This is a genomic window from Streptomyces sp. NBC_00539, assembly GCF_036346105.1.
Lineage (GTDB): Bacteria > Actinomycetota > Actinomycetes > Streptomycetales > Streptomycetaceae > Streptomyces.
This window is the reverse complement of record NZ_CP107811.1, coordinates 2,320,674-2,338,687: the sequence shown is the minus strand read 5'-3', so window position 1 is coordinate 2,338,687 and position 18,014 is coordinate 2,320,674. Positions and strand designations below refer to the sequence as shown.

Annotated in this window: 16 protein-coding genes; 8 read left to right on the top strand and 8 right to left on the bottom strand. The window is 71.5% G+C overall.

Translation table 11 applies throughout. The annotated features are described in order from the left end of the window. Positions 1 to 32: 32 nt before the first annotated feature. The 3 genes from OG861_RS10110 to OG861_RS10100 are packed head-to-tail and all read right to left on the bottom strand — an operon-like array spanning position 33 to position 4,215. Entirely contained in the window at positions 33 to 1,253 is a 1,221-nt protein-coding gene (locus OG861_RS10110; protein ID WP_329198443.1) for a hypothetical protein, read from the bottom strand. After that, on the bottom strand, positions 1,250 to 3,013 hold the full coding sequence (locus OG861_RS10105; protein WP_329198445.1) for a lipopolysaccharide biosynthesis protein: 1,764 nt from the start codon (positions 3,011 to 3,013) through the stop codon (positions 1,250 to 1,252). The genes OG861_RS10110 and OG861_RS10105 overlap by 4 nt, the downstream gene beginning before the upstream one ends. After that, on the bottom strand, positions 3,010 to 4,215 hold the full coding sequence (locus tag OG861_RS10100) for a glycosyltransferase family 4 protein (RefSeq protein ID WP_329202457.1): 1,206 nt from the start codon (positions 4,213 to 4,215) through the stop codon (positions 3,010 to 3,012). The genes OG861_RS10105 and OG861_RS10100 overlap by 4 nt, the downstream gene beginning before the upstream one ends. Before the next feature lie 172 nt (positions 4,216 to 4,387). Here OG861_RS10100 and OG861_RS10095 point away from each other — a divergent pair, with 172 nt between their 5' ends. Beyond that, the gene (locus OG861_RS10095) at positions 4,388 to 4,870 is read left to right on the top strand and encodes an adenylyltransferase/cytidyltransferase family protein (RefSeq protein ID WP_329198447.1); all 483 of its coding nucleotides are present in this window, start codon (positions 4,388 to 4,390) and stop codon (positions 4,868 to 4,870) included. Here OG861_RS10095 and OG861_RS10090 read toward each other — a convergent pair. Together OG861_RS10090 and glgX are read right to left on the bottom strand one after the other, a co-directional pair. Next, entirely contained in the window at positions 4,851 to 5,591 is a 741-nt protein-coding gene (locus OG861_RS10090; protein ID WP_329198448.1) for a CDP-alcohol phosphatidyltransferase family protein, read from the bottom strand. The two genes, OG861_RS10095 and OG861_RS10090, sit on opposite strands and share 20 nt — an antisense overlap. A 150-nt stretch (positions 5,592 to 5,741) precedes the next feature. Then, the gene (glgX, locus tag OG861_RS10085; RefSeq protein WP_443056613.1) at positions 5,742 to 8,141 is read right to left on the bottom strand and encodes a glycogen debranching protein GlgX; all 2,400 of its coding nucleotides are present in this window, start codon (positions 8,139 to 8,141) and stop codon (positions 5,742 to 5,744) included. A 179-nt stretch (positions 8,142 to 8,320) separates the two neighbouring features. Between glgX and OG861_RS10080 the strand changes: the two genes are divergently transcribed. The 6 genes from OG861_RS10080 (at position 8,321) to OG861_RS10055 (ending at position 14,891) form a co-directional block, all read left to right on the top strand. Then, positions 8,321 to 9,541 carry a L,D-transpeptidase gene (locus OG861_RS10080; protein ID WP_329202462.1) on the top strand — a complete coding sequence of 407 codons (1,221 nt, stop codon included), beginning with the start codon at positions 8,321 to 8,323 and terminating at the stop codon, positions 9,539 to 9,541. A 129-nt stretch (positions 9,542 to 9,670) separates the two neighbouring features. Beyond that, complete coding sequence (locus OG861_RS10075; protein ID WP_443056614.1) at positions 9,671 to 10,912, top strand: L,D-transpeptidase; 1,242 nt, start codon at positions 9,671 to 9,673, stop codon at positions 10,910 to 10,912. Positions 10,913 to 10,998: 86 nt separating this feature from the next. Continuing rightward, entirely contained in the window at positions 10,999 to 11,766 is a 768-nt protein-coding gene (locus OG861_RS10070) for an enoyl-CoA hydratase/isomerase family protein (RefSeq protein WP_329198450.1), read from the top strand. Positions 11,767 to 12,017: 251 nt separating this feature from the next. Continuing rightward, complete coding sequence (locus OG861_RS10065; RefSeq protein ID WP_329198452.1) at positions 12,018 to 12,521, top strand: ATP-binding protein; 504 nt, start codon at positions 12,018 to 12,020, stop codon at positions 12,519 to 12,521. Positions 12,522 to 12,927: 406 nt separating this feature from the next. Then, positions 12,928 to 13,707 (top strand): polysaccharide deacetylase family protein, encoded by a 780-nt coding sequence (locus OG861_RS10060; RefSeq protein WP_329198454.1) that lies wholly within the window; start codon positions 12,928 to 12,930, stop codon positions 13,705 to 13,707. Then, complete coding sequence (locus OG861_RS10055; RefSeq protein ID WP_329198456.1) at positions 13,704 to 14,891, top strand: YncE family protein; 1,188 nt, start codon at positions 13,704 to 13,706, stop codon at positions 14,889 to 14,891. The genes OG861_RS10060 and OG861_RS10055 overlap by 4 nt, the downstream gene beginning before the upstream one ends. 69 nt (positions 14,892 to 14,960) lie before the next feature. On the opposite strand, the gene OG861_RS10050 is transcribed toward OG861_RS10055, so the two are convergent. Beyond that, a complete protein-coding gene (locus OG861_RS10050) occupies positions 14,961 to 16,214 on the bottom strand; it encodes a cytochrome P450 (protein WP_329198457.1) in 1,254 nt (417 codons plus the stop codon). Further along, positions 16,195 to 16,944, bottom strand: coding sequence for a tRNA-dependent cyclodipeptide synthase (locus OG861_RS10045; RefSeq protein ID WP_329198459.1), 750 nt, complete (start codon positions 16,942 to 16,944; stop codon positions 16,195 to 16,197). Before OG861_RS10045 ends, OG861_RS10050 begins: the two co-directional genes overlap by 20 nt. Before the next feature lie 251 nt (positions 16,945 to 17,195). Between OG861_RS10045 and OG861_RS10040 the strand changes: the two genes are divergently transcribed. Beyond that, a complete protein-coding gene (locus OG861_RS10040; RefSeq protein WP_190183507.1) occupies positions 17,196 to 17,408 on the top strand; it encodes an EF-hand domain-containing protein in 213 nt (70 codons plus the stop codon). A 38-nt stretch (positions 17,409 to 17,446) separates the two neighbouring features. On the opposite strand, the gene OG861_RS10035 is transcribed toward OG861_RS10040, so the two are convergent. Next, positions 17,447 to 17,998: a PadR family transcriptional regulator gene (locus OG861_RS10035; protein WP_329198462.1), complete on the bottom strand. Its 552-nt coding sequence runs from the start codon at positions 17,996 to 17,998 to the stop codon at positions 17,447 to 17,449. Positions 17,999 to 18,014 lie beyond the last annotated feature (16 nt).

Below are 18,014 nucleotides of genomic sequence, written 5' to 3'. Positions count from 1 at the left end.
GTCGCGGCCCGCGTCGGCCAGCCCCTCAGGCGTCAGGCCGGTTCCGGGGCCGGTTCCGGAGCAGGGGTCCGCAGGCGGGAGACACGGGCCCAGGCCGCCGCCGCCTTCGCGGCCGAGCCGGCGGCCAGGCCCCAGGCGGCGCCCGCCACGCCCCACACCGCGTACCCGCCCAACAGCAGCGCCACCGACAGCAGCGAGAACACCACCTGCAACGACAGCGTCGCCCTCGGGTTCAGCACCCGCAGCGTCAGCAGGGCGCAGGTGCCCAGGCCCATCACCGCGTACTGCGCCCCCGTCGCGGGGAGCAGGGCGGACGCCGCCGCCCACGTGTCGCCCAGCAACTGCCGCCCCACCGACCCCGGCAGCGCGTACAGCACCGCGCCCCACCCCGCGCCGAGCGCCGCCAGCACCCCGCCCATGAGCAGCGTCAGCCGGACCACGCCCCGCTTGCCCGACGCCCGCCCGACCACCGGCGGCCCGAACGCGTTCGCCGAGTTGAACAGCACGTTCAGGGGTCCGAACAACGTCGTCGCACCCCGCAGCGCGCCCACCGCCAGCGGCGTCGCGAACACCCCGAGCCCCAGCACCGCCAGCTGGCTGGAACCGTTGCCCACCGCGAACTCGACCACGAACCGCTGACCCAGGTGCCCGCGCCGCACGTACGGGCGCAGCTCCACCCGCGCCCCGCGCACGTACGGCCGCAGCAGCCACAGACCCAGCCCGAGCGCCGGCAGCGCCGACACCCCCCACACCAGCACCAGCCGCGCCGCCGAAGCCCCTTCGGGCTGCGCGAGCAGCGCGCCGACCACACCGCCCAGCCGCAGCACATCGGCGGCCAGCGCCCGCTCCGGCACGCGCAGCGCCGAGAAGCAGTACCGCAGCCCGTCCTGTACGAGCACCAGCGGCAGGACGAGCCCCAGCGCGAGGAACGCCCACCCCCCGGTGCCCGGCAGCACCAGGCCCACCAGGGCCAGCACCACCCCGGCCAGGGCCGAGGCGGCCGCGGTGAAGGCCAGACCCGAACGGCATACCGTGCCGAGGCGCTGCGCGGACTTCTCCAGCACCACCGTCTGGCCGACGTAGGCCATGTTCAGCCCGAGGAGCACCGTGAAGGTCACGTAGACCATCGAGAAGTCGGCGAAGCCGGACGCCGACGAAAGCCGGGCGGCCAGCACCAGCACCAGGATGTTGGTGGCGCTGGAAGCGGCCTGGTCCAGGACCGAGGCGACCGCCGCGAGGCTCCCGCGCCTCACCGCCGGCCCGTGCGGACCGTGCGCAGCGCGACGGTGTCGGTGCCGTCACCGGCGATGTGCTGCTCGGCCTCGGCGACCTCGTGCCGGATCGGCTGCGGCGCCGACGTGCGGGCCGGGGCGGGCGCCGGAGCCGGTCCCGCGGGGTCGGCCTTGCCCTTGCCCTTGCCGCGCCCGCCGCGCTTTTCGCCGGGCAGCGGCGCGTGCAGCACCGCGCCGAGCACGGTCCCGCCGGCGCCGCTGATGAGCTCCCGGATGCGGGACAGGTCGCTGCGGTGCACGGCCCGCGGGTCGCACACCACGAGCACGCCGTCCACGCGGTCGACCAGCGCGAGCGCGTCGGCGTACGAGAGCACGGGCGGCGCGAGCACCACGACGGTGGAGTTCGGCGAGTCGGCCTCGGAGATCAGCCGGGTGGCGCGCGGGGAGGTCAGCGCGCGGGCGACGTTGCGGACCGGCTCACCGGGGATCAGGTCGAACGCGCCCGACTCCCCGGCGTCCACGACGAGCTGACGTCCGTCGGGCCAGTCGGAGTCGCCCTGCTGTCCGGGCCGGCCCCCCGCGCCCGGGCCGCCCGGCATCTGGCTCCAGCGCGGCCGCCCGCCGGCGTCGGTCGGCAACTGGCTGGCCAGCACCGGGGTGCGCAGGTCGGCCTCGATCAGCAGGACGTCCTTGCCGGTCTCCGCGAAGGAGGCGGCCAGGTTCACGGCGACGGCGGCGGCTGTCTCGCTGCTGCCGCGCGGCGCGACCACCAGCAGCCGGCGCCGGTCGGCGAAGCGGGAGTCGTACGCGAGCCGGAAGGCCACCGACCGGAACTCCTCCGCCAGGCGCGGGTCTTCCTCGCCGGCGGCGAGCAGCGGTCCGCCACCGGTCTTGTCCCGCGGCAGGGAACCCAGTACCGGCGCGCGCAGGGCCCGCGCCACATCGCCCTCGGAACGCGGCGCCGGGTCGAAGACGAGCCGGACCCAGGCGGCGAGCAGGCCGAGCGCCAGACCCACGGCCGCGCCGAGCGCGAGGGACATCGGCAGGCCCGGCCCGTCGGAGTCGCCGGGCGGGGTCGCGGGGCTGGTGACCCGGCCCGGGGCCATGTCCAGCGCCTGGAGCTTGGCGATGTTGCTGTTGAGGGTGTTGACCTTGCTCTGGAGGTCGGTCTTGGAGGAGTACGCGGCGTCGCGGCCGGGGCCCGAGGGCATGGCGTTGATCTGCTTGACGAGGTCGTCGAGCTGCTTGGCGACCGGATCGCGCTGGTCCTGGTAGCCCTTGACCATCTTGTCGCGGGTGACGTCCAGGGACTCCTGCCGCTTGAGCAGGTAGGCCGCGGTCATCGCGTTGGCGCGCTTCGCGGCTTCCCTGGGGGAGGACGCGGTGTACGTGAAGCGGAGCACCATCGTCTGCGGCGGGTTGGTGACCTGGAGGCCGCTGCGCAGGGCGGGGACGCCGGAGTCGGGGACGCCGAGCTTCTTCGCCGCCTCGTCGGCCGTGGAGGAGCTGAGCGCCACCTGGCGTTCCGAGCCGATGTTGATCGCCTTGTCGGGCGCCAGGCTCGGGTTGAAGGGGTCGTCCGTGGGTGCGCGCAGCACGATGTCGGCGGTCGCGACATAGGTGTCGGCCGTCGATATGCCGAGGTAGACGCCGCCCAGCAGTCCGATGCCGACGCCCGCGCCGAGGAGGCGGCGGTAGCGCAGGAGCTGTCGGAACTGGTCCCGCAGGAGGTCCGGTTCGTCCTCGGCGGGGGCCGCTGCCGGCCGGTTCGTCTCGATCACGGCCGGGAACCCCCAAGTGCTTCGTCCATCAGTGCGTCGATGCGGGCCAGCCCCGCTTCGCGGCTCAGGTGGGCCGCGACGTGGACGGGTCCGGCGGCGCCCAGCGCGTCCGCGGCCCCCGGGTCCTCGGCCAGCGCCCGTACGGCCTCGAGCAGGGCGTGCGGGTCCTCCGGCGGTACGAGCACCCCCGCGCCGGAACGTTCCACCTCCTGGGCGGTCCCGCCCTGCGCAGCGACGGACGCGACGACGGGCCGGCCGGCCTGGAAGTACGAGGTCAGCTTGGAGGGCACGCTCATGTCGAGCACCGCCGCGTGCTGGGTGACCGCGAGCACGTCCGCCGCCGCGAGGATATCGGGGAACTCCCCGTCGGCGGCAGGAGGGATGATGTCGAGGTTCGGTACGTCGGCGGCGAGGTCGGCGAGGGCCGCGCGCTGACTGCCGTCCCCCATCAGGACGAAGCGGACGTCCGGGTCGAGCCGGGCGGCGCCCACGAGGACTTCGAGCCCCTGCTTGAGGCCCATGTTCCCGGAGTGCAGGACCACCGTCTGTCCCGGCGCCCAGCCGAGGTGGCGGCGGGTCTCGCCGCGCGGCTTGGTCGGCACGGCCACGTGCGACCAGTTGGGCACCAGGCGGATCTTCTCCTCGGGCACGCCCATCCCGACGACCCGGTCCACGAAGGTCTCGTGGATGACACCGACCAGGGTGGCGCGTTTCAGCGCGTAGGCCTCGGCACGCCCGGCCAGCGCGGCCGCCTTGTCGCCGCCGCTGATCCCGCTCTGCGCGGCGGCGGCGCCCATCAGGTCCTGGACGACCGGGACGTAGGGGACCCTCCACTTCGCGGCGAGGCGTGCGGCGAGCACCCCGCCGGCCAGGCTGGGCATCTGGGCGAGGACCGCGTCGGGCTTCGGCATCCGGGGCGGGGCCACCGCGCCGTGCAGCAGGATCGATCCTTCGAACAGGGCCCGGCGTACGGCGGTCTGGCGGGGCGGCACGGTGTGCGCACGCCGGTGCACGGTGACACCCGCGCGCCGTTCCGTGCGCCGGAGCGCCCCCTTGTACTCCGGCTCCAGCGACCAGGCCGGGTAGTGCGGCATGCCCGCGAGTACGTGCGTCTCGTGGCCGAGATCCGCCCAGTGCTCCGCGATCTGGGTGGCGTACGGCCCAATCCCCGCGTGCTCGGGAGCGTAATTGGTGGAAACCAGCAGCAGTCGCCGGTGACCGGATCTGGACACTGAACGTCCCCTTCTCCCCTGGATGATGCGCTCGTCACCCTATTCGTTCACCGGCGTGGTGCGGAACGTGCACGCTATTGTCTGCTGATCCGCCACGCCGGGGGGTGTGGCTTCTGGGGGGTAAGAGATGACGGAGCAGGACATGTCCGACCTTGGCGCGCCCGCACGCAGGCCGTATCGCGTCGGCTACGCGCCCGGAGCCTACGATCTGTTCCACATCGGACATCTCAACATCCTCCGGCACGCCCGCAGTCAGTGCGACTACCTGGTGGCCGGGGTGGTCTCCGACGAGATGGCCGAGCTCGCCAAGGGCCGCCGGCCGATGATCCCGCTCGTCGAACGGCTGGAGATCGTCCGCAGCGTCAAGTACGTGGACGCCGCCTTCGTGGAGACGGTCCCCGACAAGGTGGAGACCTGGAAGCAGGTCCGCTTCGACGTCATCTTCAAGGGCGACGACTGGCGCGGCACGCCCAAGGGCGACCGGCTGGAGAAGGACTTCGCCGAGCACGGGGTCGACGTCGTCTACTTCCCCTACACGGTGCACACCTCCAGCACGCAGCTGCGCCGGGCGCTGGACGCGCTGGCGCAGCCGCTCCCGGAACCCCTCACCGCGGAACTGCGCTGAGCTCCCGGAACCACTTCGCGAGGAACGCCAGCAGGAACAGCGCGGCGACCGCGCCCAGCGCCGCGTACGCCCAGCGGAACAGCCCGCCGCCGCCGAGCAGCAGGAACACCAGACAGAACACCCCGTAGTCCACGGGCAGCAAGGCCACCGCGCGCAGCGTCGAGGGGGCGGCGGCGGGGCTCCCCGGCGCCGGCCGGGGCTTGAGCTTCTCGGTGAGGAGGCCGCCGAAGAAGGTGACGACGGCCGCGAACTGGAAGCCGAGCGGCACCAGCAGCCAGCCGCCGGACCCCGTCCCGTCGTCGCCCGCGATCCCGTACGCGTCGGGGAAGCGGTAGAAGGCGATCAGTACGCAGGTGTGGAGCGCGGTCAGCTTGGCGCAGTCCACGACGTGGTCGAGCCACTCGCCCGCAGCGCTGCCGCCCCCGCGCAGCCGGGCCAGCTGTCCGTCCGCCGAGTCGAAGGCGAAGCCCACCGCGAGCGCGGCCCACACCGCGACCCCCAGCCCCCACGAGGGTGCGGCCAGTGCGACCGCCGCCACGGCGGCGAAGCTGAACGCGGCGCTGACCAGCGTCACCTGGTTCGGGGTGAGCCCGAGCGCGTACGAACCGGCGGCCAGGTACCGCCCGGCGGGCCGGTTGACGAACCGCGAGTAGAGCGACACCCCCTTCGCCGACTTCTGCGCTCCGCGCAGCTCCCGCAGCGCGGTCCCGACTGTCGGCATGGACGTAAGCCCCCTTCGCGGCGCGCACGTGTGTGCGACGCGTGTGTGTACGAAGGGCACATCATCGCAGGGCGCACACGGCTTTCGGTTCCGGATGCGCCCTTACGTCTTGAAGCGGCGGTGCACAGGGGCGAGCGGGGGCCCCGCGCCTCAGCCCGCCACCCGCAGCAGCAGCACCGCCCGCGCGGGGACCGTCATCCGCTCGCCGCCCCGGTGGCGGGTACCCGGTGCCGTCGCCTGCTCCTCCCGCGAGGTGTCGAGCACGAGCTCGTACGACGCCGCCCACGGCGCGCCCGGCAGCATCCACTCCACCGGCCGGTCCCCGGCGTGCAGCAACGCCAGGAAGCTGTCGTCGCTCACCTGCCGCCCCCGCTCGTCCCGGCCCGGGATGTCCCGGCCCGACAGGTACAGGCCCAGCGCCGCGGCGGGCGCGTACCAGTCCCGCTCGGTCATCTCCGTGCCCGCCGGGGTGAACCACGCCAGGTCGCGCAGGCCGTCCGCGTCCTGCGCCCGCCCCGAGAAGAACGCCCGCCTGCGCAGCACCGGATGCTCCCGGCGCAGCGCGGTCAGCCTGGTGGTCAGCGCGAACAGTTCCCGCCAGGACGGGTCCTCCAGCAGTGACCAGTCCAGCCAGCTCGTCGGGCTGTCCTGGCAGTACGCGTTGTTGTTGCCGCCCTGCGTCCGGCCGAACTCGTCGCCCGCGACCAGCATCGGCACCCCGGTCGACAGCAGCAGCGTGGTGAGCAGGTTGCGCAGCTGCCGCCGGCGCAGCGCCCCGATCCGGGGGTCGTCCGTCTCGCCCTCCGCCCCGCAGTTCCACGACCGGTTGTCGTTGGTGCCGTCCCGGCCGTCCTCCCCGTTGGCCTCGTTGTGCTTGCGCTCGTACGACACCAGGTCCCGCAGCGTGAAACCGTCGTGCGCGGTCACGAAGTTCACCGACGCGTACGGGCGCCGCCCGCCCCACGCGTACAGGTCGCTCGACCCCGACAGCCGGTACCCCAGGTCCCGCACGTCGGGCAGCGCGCCGCGCCAGAAGTCCCGGACGGCGTCCCGGTAGCGGTCGTTCCACTCGGTCCACAGCGGCGGGAACGCGCCCACCTGGTAGCCGCCCGAGCCCACGTCCCAGGGCTCCGCGATCAGCTTGACCCGCCGCAGCACCGGGTCCTGGGCGATCACCGCGAGGAACGGCGACAGCATGTCCACGTCGTGCATCGAGCGGGCCAGGGCCGCCGCCAGGTCGAAGCGGAAGCCGTCGACCCCCATCTCCGTCACCCAGTACCGCAGTGAATCGGTGATCAGCCGCAGCACGTTCGGCCGCCCGGCGTGCAGGGTGTTGCCGCAGCCCGTGTAGTCCGCGTACCGGCGCTGGTCGTTCTGGAGCCGGTAGTAGCCCCGGTTGTCGATCCCGCGCAGCGACAGGGTCGGCCCCAGCTCGCCGGCCTCCGCCGTGTGGTTGTAGACCACGTCGAGGATGACCTCGATCCCGGCCGCGTGCAGCGCCCGCACCATCCGCTTGAACTCGCCGACCTGCTGGCCGGCCGTACCGCTCGACGAGTACGCGGCGTGCGGGGCGAAGTAGCCGATCGAGTTGTAGCCCCAGTAGTTGCGCATCCCCCTGCGCAGCAGGTGGTCCTCGTGCGCGAACTGGTGCACCGGCAGCAGCTCCACCGCCGTCACCCCGAGGCGGGTCAGGTGGTCGACTGCGGCGGGATGGGCGAGCCCCGCGTAGGTGCCGCGCAGCTGCTCGGGAACGCCCGGATGGCGCATCGTGAACCCGCGCACGTGCAGCTCGTAGATCACCGAGTCGGCCCAGGGGGTCTTCGGCCGGACGTCATCCGCCCAGTCGTCGTCATCGTGGACCACGACGCCCTTGGGGACGTGCGGGGCCGAGTCCCGGTCGTCGCGCACGGTGTCCGCGATGTACTGCTGCGGCCAGTCCCGCACGTGGCCGTACACCTCCGGCGGCAGTGCGCCGTAGTCGTTGCCCGGCCGCGCGTCCACGGCCCGGGCGTACGGGTCCAGGAGCAGCTTCGCCGGATTGTGGCGAGCCCCCGTCCACGGGTCCCAGCGGCCGTGCACCCGGAACCCGTACCGCTGCCCGGGCCGCACGCCGGGGATGAAGCCGTGCCAGATCTCGTGGGTGAGCTCCGTCAGGGAGCAGCGCGTCTCGGCGCCCTGCCCGTCGAACAGGCACAGTTCCACCGCCTCGGCGCCCGGCGCCCACAGCGCGAAGTTGGTGCCCGCGGTCCCGTCCGGGCCCGACCGGTAGCGGGCGCCCAGCGGGTGCGAGGAGCCGGGCCACACCGGCGGCCCCGGGGGCGCCTGTACCCGCACGCTCCGGGCCTTGGGGCGGCCGACGACCTGCCCGGCGATCTGCCCGTGGGCGCCATTGCGGCCATGGGCGCCGTCGACGCCGTCGGCGAGGCCCTTGGGCCGGTCCTGCGGATGCCCGTCCGGTCGCCCGTCGACGGGCGGCGCGGGCGCGCTCACGTCGACCCGTACCTCTCCGGCGACGGTTTCCACCGCCTCTTGCTCGGCTGCGCTCGACACTGCCCGCCTCCACGGCTCTCGGTACCTGCGGGGGCAGGGGAGTGCGGCCCCGGCGTCCCGGCCCGGGCCCGCCCCCGTCTGGTCCTTCACACTGTTCTGCCCGAACTGCCCGGCCCGGAACGTCGCCCGCCCCCACGTTTCCCCCCAAGGGGGCCGGTCGTTGAGAGGGCGTGACTCTTCTGACGAGGCGGGCAGCGGCGGGCTCGGCGGCCGTCGCGGTGTGGGCGGCCCTGCTGGGCGGCCTGAGCGGCTGCACCGAGGACGGCCGTTCACCGGTCGAGATCCAGCTGCCCGGAAAACCCCGGTCGCCGGACGAGGCCATCCGGATCACCCCCGAGGACAACGCCAAGGGGGTCCCCGCCGACGGCCCGCTGACCGTCAAGATCACCGAGGGGAGGCTGGAGCGGGTGGTGGTCACGAAGGTCGAGGACGCCCAGGAGGAGCGGGTCCCGGGGGACATCGCCGAAGACGGGCTCAGCTGGAGCCCCGACCCGGCGGCCGGACGGCTCGCGCTCGCGGCCAAGTACACCGTCGACGCGGTGGCCGTCGACGGGCACGACCGCCGGCAGGCCCGGCACACCACCTTCACCACCTACGTGCCGGAGGAGCGGTTCATCGGCTACTTCCGGCCCGAGAACCGCTCCACCGTGGGCACCGGAATGATCGTCTCCTTCCGGTTCAACCGCTCCATCAGGCAGCGCGCCGCCGTGGAACGGGCCATCACCGTCAGCTCCGTCCCCGCGGTGAAGGTCGTCGGCCACTGGTTCGGCAACGACCGCCTCGACTTCCGGCCCAAGGAGTACTGGAAGCCCGGTACCCACGTCACCATCCGGATGAACCTCCGCGACGTCGAGGGCTCGCCCGGCGCGTACGGCGTCCAGGACAAGACGGTCACCTTCAAGGTCGGCCGTTCGCAGGTCTCCACCGTGGACGCGGCCGCGCACACCATGGAGGTCCGCCGCGAGGGCCGGCTGCTGCAGACGCTGCCCATCACCGCGGGGGCGCCCAAGAACACCACCTACAACGGCAAGATGGTGGTGATGGAGATGTTCGACGTCACGCGCATGAACGGTCAGACGGTCGGCTTCGGCGGCGAGTACGACATCCCCGACGTCCCCCACGCCATGCGGCTCACCACCTCGGGCACCTTCCTGCACGGCAACTACTGGGCCAGCCCGGACACCTTCGGCTCCCTCAACACCAGCCACGGCTGCGTGGGCCTGCGCGACGACAAGGGCGGCGGCTCGGACACCCCGGCGGGCTGGTTCTTCGACCGCTCGCTGGTCGGGGACGTGGTCGAGGTGGTCAACTCGCAGGACAAGACGGTGGCGGCGGACAACGGCCTGGGCGGCTGGAACCTCTCCTGGGCCGACTGGGCGGCGGGTTCCGCCACCGGCTGAGGACCGGGGCGCGGGGGCGGGACACGGCCCGCACACCAGTTGGGACGGAACGGTGACAAGACCGTGCCTTCACGTGATCTCCCCATGTGATTTCCTGTCGACAAGCGCGCGACTGTCCGCGCGGGGGACATGGGGAGAACAAGAGTGAACCTGCAGCCGATTCGCGGCCGCGTCCGCACCGGCCTGCCGGCCCTCCTGCTGGGAGCGGCGCTGCTGTTCACCAGCGCGTGCAGCGGCGGCGGAAACAGCGGGGGCGGCGCCGGTGACAACGCCGGCGGCAAGGGCGGCGGCAAGACGGGCACCGAGGCGTCCAAGGCCGTGGTCAACGTCAAGCCGGACGACGGCTCCAAGGAGGTCGCCACGAGCGGCGTCCTCAAGATATCCAGCACCGGCGGCAAGCTCGCCACGGTGACGGTCGCCGACACCAAGGGCAACGCGGTCGACGGCAAGATGGGCGCCGACGGGGCCAGCTGGGAGCCCTCGCGCAACCTGGCCGCGGCCACCGAGTACAAGGTGCACGTGGTCGCCAAGGACGAGGCCGGCCGGGAGTCCGCGAAGGACACCACCTTCACCACCCTCACGCCGACGAACACCTTCGTCGGCCACTACACCCCCGAGGACGGCGAGACCGTCGGCGTGGGCATGCCCGTGTCGATCAACTTCACCCGGGGCATCACCAACACCGAGGCGGTCGAGAAGGCCATCACCGTCACGGCGGAGCCCAACGTGCCGGTCGAGGGCCACTGGTTCGGCAACGACCGGCTCGACTTCCGTCCCGAGAAGTACTGGGCCGCGGGTACCAAGGTCACCGTGAAGATCGCCCTCGACGGCGTCGAGGGCCGCCCGGGCGTCTACGGCAAGCAGACCCGTACCGTCCACTTCACCATCGGCCGCTCCCAGGTCTCCACGGTCGACGCGAGCGCGCACACGATGGAGGTCGTCCGCGACAACCAGGTGCTCAGGAACCTGCCGATCACCGCGGGCGCCCCGTCGACCACCACGTACAACGGGCAGATGGTCATCAGCGAGAAGTACAAGGTGACCCGGATGAACGGCGCCACCGTCGGCTTCGGCGGCGAGTACGACATCTCCGACGTCCCCCACGCCATGCGCCTGTCGAACTCCGGCACCTTCGTGCACGGCAACTACTGGGCCTCCAGCAGCACGTTCGGCTCGGAGAACGTCAGCCACGGCTGCGTCGGCCTCAAGGACGCGCGCGGCGCCGGTGACGACGAGCAGCCCGCCGCCTGGTTCTTCAACGAGTCCCTCGTCGGCGACGTGGTCGTCGTGAAGAACTCCAAGGACAAGCAGATCGCCCCGGACAACGGCCTCAACGGCTGGAACATGGAATGGTCGGAGTGGATCAAGTAGTCCGCTCCGGTACGTGATGCGGTGGCCCGGTGCTGTGACCCACAGCACCGGGCCACCCGGCGTTAACCGGCACTAACCTTCCCCGTATGACCCTCTCTCTCGAAGTCTCCGAAGGCGTCGGCACCCTGCGTCTGGACCGGCCGCCCATGAACGCCCTGGACATCGCCACCCAGGACCGGCTGCGCGAGCTCGCGGTGGAGGCCACCGACCGCGCCGACGTCCGTGCGGTGATCATCTACGGCGGCGAGAAGGTGTTCGCGGCCGGCGCGGACATCAAGGAGATGCAGACGATGGACCACGCGGCCATGGTCGCCCGCTCCCGCGGGCTCCAGGACGCCTTCACCGCCGTCGCGCGCATTCCCAAGCCGGTCGTCGCGGCCGTCACCGGCTACGCCCTGGGCGGCGGCTGTGAGCTCGCGCTGTGCGCCGACTACCGGATCGCGGCCGACAACGCCAAGCTCGGCCAGCCCGAGATCCTGCTCGGCCTGATCCCGGGCGCCGGCGGCACGCAGCGGCTGTCCCGGCTGATCGGTCCCTCCAAGGCCAAGGACCTCATCTTCACCGGCCGCATGGTCAAGGCGGACGAGGCGCTCACCCTGGGGCTCGTGGACCGGGTCGTGCCGGCGGCCGAGGTGTACGAGCAGGCGCACGCCTGGGCGGCGAAGCTCGCGCAGGGCCCGGCCCTGGCGCTGCGCGCCGCCAAGGAGTGCGTGGACGCCGGGCTGGAGGCGGACATCGACACCGGGCTCACCATCGAACGCAACTGGTTCGCCGGTCTGTTCGCCACCGAGGACCGCGAGCGCGGTATGCGCAGCTTCGTCGAGGAGGGTCCGGGCAAGGCCAAGTTCCTCTGAGGCGCGGCCGGTTGTGGCCGGTTCCTCCTTGGGGGTGGATTAGCCAGGCCTTAAGGGAGCCTTAAGGCGCAGCAGTGATCCACTCACCGTGATCACCGGTGCGCACCGTGTCACCCCAGGTCGGACCGGTGGCGCGGCTCCCTGTTTGCCTTGCGCATATGCCGGAACGCCCCCCGGGGGCCAGTGGACCCCGGGGGGTGTTTTCCCGCGGAACGGCCCGGAGCGGCGGTGCGGCCGTCCATGATGGGTGCATGGCGGGCCTGGAGGGTGTGGAGCAGCCGCGGCAGCGCGGCAGCGCTTCGGCGGTACGGATCGCGGCGGCTCTTGAGGAGGAGCAGGGGCTGCGGGCCCTGGAGTTGTACGGCAACCCCGCCGAGGCGGAAGTCACGCTGCCGTCCATGCCCGAATCCGCCGGTACGGCGCGCCGCCTGACCCAGTCCGTGGTGATCCGGCTGTGGGGGCTGTCGCCGCAGATCGCCGAGCACACCGTCCTGTTGGTCTCCGAACTCGTCGGCAACGCCGTGCGGCACACCGGGGCGCGGTCGTTCGGCTTACGGCTGGTGCGCCGTCGCGGGTGGATCCGGGTGGAGGTGCGCGACCCTTCCCGCGGGCTGCCCTGTCTGATGCCGGTCCACGAGATGGACACCACGGGCCGGGGGCTGTTCCTCGTGGACAAGCTGTCCGACCGCTGGGGCGCCGACCTGCTGCCGCGTGGAAAGATCACCTGGTTCGAGATGCGGGTGGCCGACCGCTGAGGAGCCGGGGCCGCCGGAACGCGAGTGTCGCCGGAACGCCAGAAACCCCCTGTCGCCTCTGTCGGGCGCCGCGGGGGTTTCATGGGTGCGCCGAGGATCTGGGGGGGTGTGATCCTCGGCGTTGGACTTCGCTCGGGTCAAAGGGAAGCCGTGATTCCGACTATGGCAGACGAGCGACCAAATGCCAAAACCGCAAACTCGGACATAAGTGTGTATAACCTAAGAGTTCACAGTTAAATCCTAGGTGAGATGACCCACCCGCCTCGTAATCGATGAATAAGTATCGACCGCTCTGCGTGAATCGTTGATCACATAGCGGACGGCTCGCTCGCCGGAGCCCGCTTGGCCAGGGTGCCGAACTGGGTCAATCAGCACGTACAGGGACATCCACGCCTTAAATGGGCGGGTGCACTGCTACCCGGACCGTCGATCCGCCCTCCTCGCCGGTGCCGCGGTCGCCGCCGGTGCCGTCACCGCCGCCTGTGGGACCGCGACGCCGCCCAAGGCGCCCGCCCCCGCCGCCCCCACCCCGGCCAGACCCGCCCCGGCGGCCGCCGCCCCCGGCCCGCGCCGGTTCGCCGGCCAGCCCGTGGAGATCGCGCACGGCTCCCGGGACCGCCCCCGCATCGCGCTCACCTTCCACGGCAACGGCGACCCCGCGACCGGGCGCGCGGTCCTCGCCGAGGCGGAGCGCGCGGGAGCGCGGGTCACCGTACTGGCGATCGGCACCTGGCTCGACGAGCACCCCGACATGGCCCGCCGGGTCCTGGACGGCGGCCACGAGCTCGGCAACCACACCCAGCACCACCTCGCCATCAACTCCATGTCCGAGGACGAGGCCTACGAGGAAATCACCGGATGCGCCCAGCGCCTGCGGCGCCTCACCGGCTCGATCGGCACCTGGTTCCGCCCCTCGCAGACCCAGTACGCGACCCCCCTCGTCCAGAAGCTCGCCCAGCGCGCGGGCTACCCGCACGTCCTCTCGTACGACGTGGACTCCCTCGACTTCACCTCGCCCGGCGCCGCGGCCGTCATCCGCAACGTCACCGGGACGATCCACGCCGGATCGGTGGTGAGCCTGCACTTCGGCTACGCGGACACGGTCGACGCGATGCCGCCCCTCCTCGAAGAACTCGCGCGACGCCAACTGCGCGCGGTGACCACCACGGAGCTGCTGACCCCATGACGACGAATCGCCTTCCACGGAAGGCCACCGTGCTGCTTGCCGGACTGGTTCTCGCGGCCCTGGCCGGGTGCGGAGCCGGGGGAAAGGGCGCGACCGAGGCGCTCGGCACCAAGGGGCCCGCCCGGCCGGCCAAGGCGGAACCCGCGGCGCCGCCCGGACTGGCCGGAATGCCGCCGGTGCTCGACCCCCATGACGTCTACGCGGCCGACCGGCCGAACCAGCTCTCCCCGGTCGTCAAGAACTTCCCTTCCCGTGTCTACGTACCGAACACCGGCTCCAACACCGTGTCCGTCATCGACCCGAAGACGTACAAGGTCATCGACACCATCCCGGTGGGCGTCCAGCCCCAGCACGTGGTGCCGTCCTGGGACATGAAGACGCTGTGGGTCAACAACAACCGCGGTCACACGCTCACCCCCATCAACCCGGCCACCGGCGAGGCCGGTGAACCCGTGGAGGTGCACGACCCGTACAACCTGTACTTCACGCCCAACGGCAAGTACGCCGTCGTGATGGCCTCCATGGACCGCGAGCTGGTCTTCCGCAACCCGCACACCATGGACCGGGTCAAGACGGTCCCGGTGACCTGTTACGGCGTCAACCACGCGGACTTCTCGCTGGACGGCCGGTACTTCATCGTCAGCTGCGAGTTCTCGGGCGAGCTGCTCAAGGTCGACACCGAGAAGATGGAGGTCGTCGGCCAGCAGAAACTGCCCTTCGAAGGCGCCATGCCGCAGGACGTCAAGGTCTCGCCGGACGGGAAGACCTTCTACGTCGCGGACATGATGGCGCACGGCATGTGGGTGCTCAGCGGCGACAAGTTCGGGGCGCCGAAGCTGCTGCCCACCGGGAAGGGCTGCCACGGCCTGTACGTCAGCCGCGACTCGAAGGAGATGTACATCTCCAACCGGGGCGAGGGCAGCATCTCCGTCTTCGACTTCAAGGCCAACAAGCTCACCAAGAAGTGGGAGCTCCCCGACGGAGGCAGCCCCGACATGGGCGGGGTCTCCGCCGACGGCAAGGTGTTGTGGCTTTCGGGCCGCTACAACTCGGAGGTGTACGCGATCGACACGAAGACCGGCGAGGAGCTGGCCAAGATCCCGGTCGGCTCCGGCCCCCACGGCCTCGCCGTCTACCCCCAGCCCGGCCGCTACTCGCTCGGCCACACCGGCATCTTCCGTTAGGGCGCGAAGCGGTGGCGCCCAGGGAACCCGCACGGCTCCCGGGACGCCACCGCTCCTGTGCACGCGGCCTCACCAGGCGACGGGAAGCCGCTCGGGAAGCCGCTTGATGAACCCCGTGCGCCAGACCAGGTTCTCGGCCGGCACGGCCAGCCGCAGCCCCGGCAACCGCTCCACCAGCACCTCCAGCGCGATTTCCGCGTGCAGCCGGGCCAGCGCGGTCGCCGGGCAGAAGTGCCGCCCGGCCCCGAAGGCGAGGTGGGCGCCCGCGCCCTCCCGCTCCAGGTCCAGCTCGTCCGGGCCCTCGAAGGCCTCCGGGTCGAAGTTGGCCCCCTCCAGCAGGACGAGGACCAGCTCGCCCTCCTTCACCAGCACGTCCCCGACCTGCACGTCGGCCAGGGCGATGCGCGGCAGGCCGTCGCCCACGGACAGGTTCCAGCGCAGCAGCTCCTCCACCGCACCGCCCATCCGCTCCGGGTGCGCCCGCAGGTACCCGATGAGTTCGGGGCGCTGGAGCAGCGCGAGGACCGCGAGCACCAGGAACGCGGACGTGGACACCGCGCCCGCCCCGAAGAGCGAGACGGCGACCGTCGCGAACATGTCGTCGCTCAGGTGCGCCGACTCGGGGTCGGCCTCCTTGAGCTCGGCGAACCTGCCGAGGAGCCCCGTACGCTCCTCGGCAGGCAGGGCCAGCTGGACGTTCAGCTGCCCGGCGAAATAGGCGACGTCCTTGTACCAGTTCAGTGCGGAGTCGGCGAACGGTTCGCGCGCGGTCATGAACGCGACGTCCAGCCCCGACATCAGCCGGCGGTGGTCCGCGAAGGGAACGCCCAGCACCTGACAGTGCAGCGCCGCCGAGAAGGGGTCGGCGAACCCCGCCCGGAGGTCCGCCGGACCGCCCTCTGCCACGATCTGGTCGATGAGCTCCCCGGCCTTGGCGCGCAGCCACTCCTGCAGGCCCTTCTGGCGCGGGTTCAGCGCCTTCATCACCGCGTTGCGCAGCCCGGCGCTGTTGATGTTGCCCATGTTGTTGACGACCTCGGGCGGGATCGTCAGCGCGTACTGGCGGGGGACTCCGGCGTTCGCGGTGTCCTTGAGGCTGAACCGCTCGTCCTCCAGCACCTGCTTGGCCAGCGCGTAACTGCTGACGAGCCACGCCGGGTCCCCGGTCAGGGTGCGGACCCTGGCGACCGGCGCCTTCTCGCGCAGCCAGGCGCACTCCTCGGGAAGCACGTCGCCCCGCCGCGACAGCGGGAAGTCGAGGAGCGCCCCACCGTCGGCCGCGTCCCGTCCGCCCTCCCGTCCCTCAAGCTGCTCGACGCTCATCGACGGTCCCTTCGGTCGGTGCGTGGTTCACGGCTCTGGCGTGCTCGGGGCGCACGACGGCGTACGCCTGGTTGCGGGTCGCGCGCAGGCCGCCGCCACGCGCGAAGAGGACGTCGGTCATGGGCATCTTGACGTGATAGGCCGCCACGGAGGACGGCACGTCGAGAATGCTCGGGGTGTCCACGAAGAACGGCAGCTCCGCCGCCATGTAATCGAAACAGACCTGCAACTGTGCGTCTGTGATGGATTCACCTTCCGGCAACTTCGACCCCACGAAATGGAGAGCCATTTCCTCGCATCCCTTACGGAACGCGTCGTCCGTCTCAAGGAAATGCAGAACCCGCCGGTGCAGGAGCTGGTACACCGGGTTCGACTGGAAGTCGGAAAGCGCCCTCACGCGTATCTCGGCGTGAGTGGATCCTGCCTCCTCGACACCTTTGAGAATCCTTCGCCGCACTGCCTTGATCTCCTTCGTGGCCCGCTTCTCCGCGTGCTCCGGGGTGTAGCCGAAGGCGGCGAACATCCGGTCCACGTGGAGGTCCGCGTAGACGAAGTCGACCTGCGCGAAGCGGGTCGCAGCCCATCGGGCAAGACTGCTGATGCGCTCGGAGCTGAAGTAGCTGTTGCCGGGGCTCACTCCGATGAGCACATGGTCGCCGTCTTCCCAGATATGGCGGCAAGTGCGGGTGAAGGGCAGAACTTCGAATGATGCGTCAGCTGTGATCGTCACCTGTGATCGCCCTTTATGCCGCTTGTCCCTGGGAGCCCTGCGCTCCTGGTGTGGCGGCAATGCCGGTACGTTATGCCGTGATCCCGGAGCGTGACAAGTGGCGGCTGGATTTGATGGCTGGAATTATCGCTTCCGGATGGCGGAAGAGTAATTGCATTTCTTTCTGCCGGCCGAACGGGACCCGGGGTGAGGACGACCCGCCGGGGGCGCTACCCTGAGCCGTCAACAAGCACCGAGAAGGGGTGGACCCAGTGGCGGACATCGAGAGCGCGCGGGCGACGTTCGGCAAGTTCGACGCGGACGGCGACGGCTTCGTCACGGCCGACGAGTACAGCGCGGCCATGAAGGCCATGGGTGACGCGTACGTCACCGGCGCCGTCGCGGACGCCGTCATCGCCGCCAAGGACGCCAACGGCGACGGCCTGCTGAGCTTCGACGAGTTCTGGAACGCCCTGAACAAGTAGCGGACGCGGGACGGGGCCGCGTCACGCGGGCGGCCCCGTCATGTCCTCGGCGGCCCCGTCATGTCGTCGACCTCGGCCAGCGCCTCCTCCAGCCAGCGCAGCCAGAACGTCTCCAGGCCGATCCCGCCGCGCAGCACGAGCCGGCGCAGCCGGTCCTCGTCGGAGTCCCGCCCCGGCGGGAAGTCCTTCGCCTCGATCGCCTCGTACTCGGCCAGCTGCCCCCGGTGCAGCTCCAGATGGCGCCGCAGCTCCCCTGCCAGCCCCTGCGGGCCGACGACGCCGGCCGCCCGCACCCGCAGCAGCAGCGGATCCCGGATCGCCTTGGGGTCCTGGCTCTCGCCGACCCACCGGGTCAGCTCCGCGCTCCCCGCGGGCAGTACCTCGTACTCCTTCTTCTGCCCCCGTACGGGCACCTCGCTGGGCAGCGCCCGGATCAGCCCGGCCTCCTCCAGCCGGCCCAGCTCACGGTAGATCTGCTGGTGCGTCGCGGACCAGAAGTACCCGATCGACTTGTCGAACCGCCGGGTCAGCTCCAGCCCGGACGAGGGCTTTTCGAGCAGGGCGGTGAGGATGGCGTGCGGGAGCGACATGCGCTCATCCTAGGTT

Excerpts from the sequence above, each read along its gene's own strand:
- OG861_RS10050 (WP_329198457.1), bottom strand. The coding sequence starts at position 16,214 with ATGAGCGTCGAGCAGCTTGAGGGACGGGAGGGCGGACGGGACGCGGCC.
- OG861_RS10075 (WP_443056614.1), top strand. The coding sequence starts at position 9,671 with ATGGGGAGAACAAGAGTGAACCTGCAGCCGATTCGCGGCCGCGTCCGC.
- OG861_RS10070 (WP_329198450.1), top strand. The coding sequence starts at position 10,999 with ATGACCCTCTCTCTCGAAGTCTCCGAAGGCGTCGGCACCCTGCGTCTG.
- OG861_RS10055 (WP_329198456.1), top strand. The coding sequence starts at position 13,704 with ATGACGACGAATCGCCTTCCACGGAAGGCCACCGTGCTGCTTGCCGGA.
- OG861_RS10090 (WP_329198448.1), bottom strand. The coding sequence starts at position 5,591 with ATGCCGACAGTCGGGACCGCGCTGCGGGAGCTGCGCGGAGCGCAGAAG.
- OG861_RS10095 (WP_329198447.1), top strand. The coding sequence starts at position 4,388 with ATGTCCGACCTTGGCGCGCCCGCACGCAGGCCGTATCGCGTCGGCTAC.
- OG861_RS10065 (WP_329198452.1), top strand. The coding sequence starts at position 12,018 with ATGGCGGGCCTGGAGGGTGTGGAGCAGCCGCGGCAGCGCGGCAGCGCT.
- OG861_RS10035 (WP_329198462.1), bottom strand. The coding sequence starts at position 17,998 with ATGTCGCTCCCGCACGCCATCCTCACCGCCCTGCTCGAAAAGCCCTCG.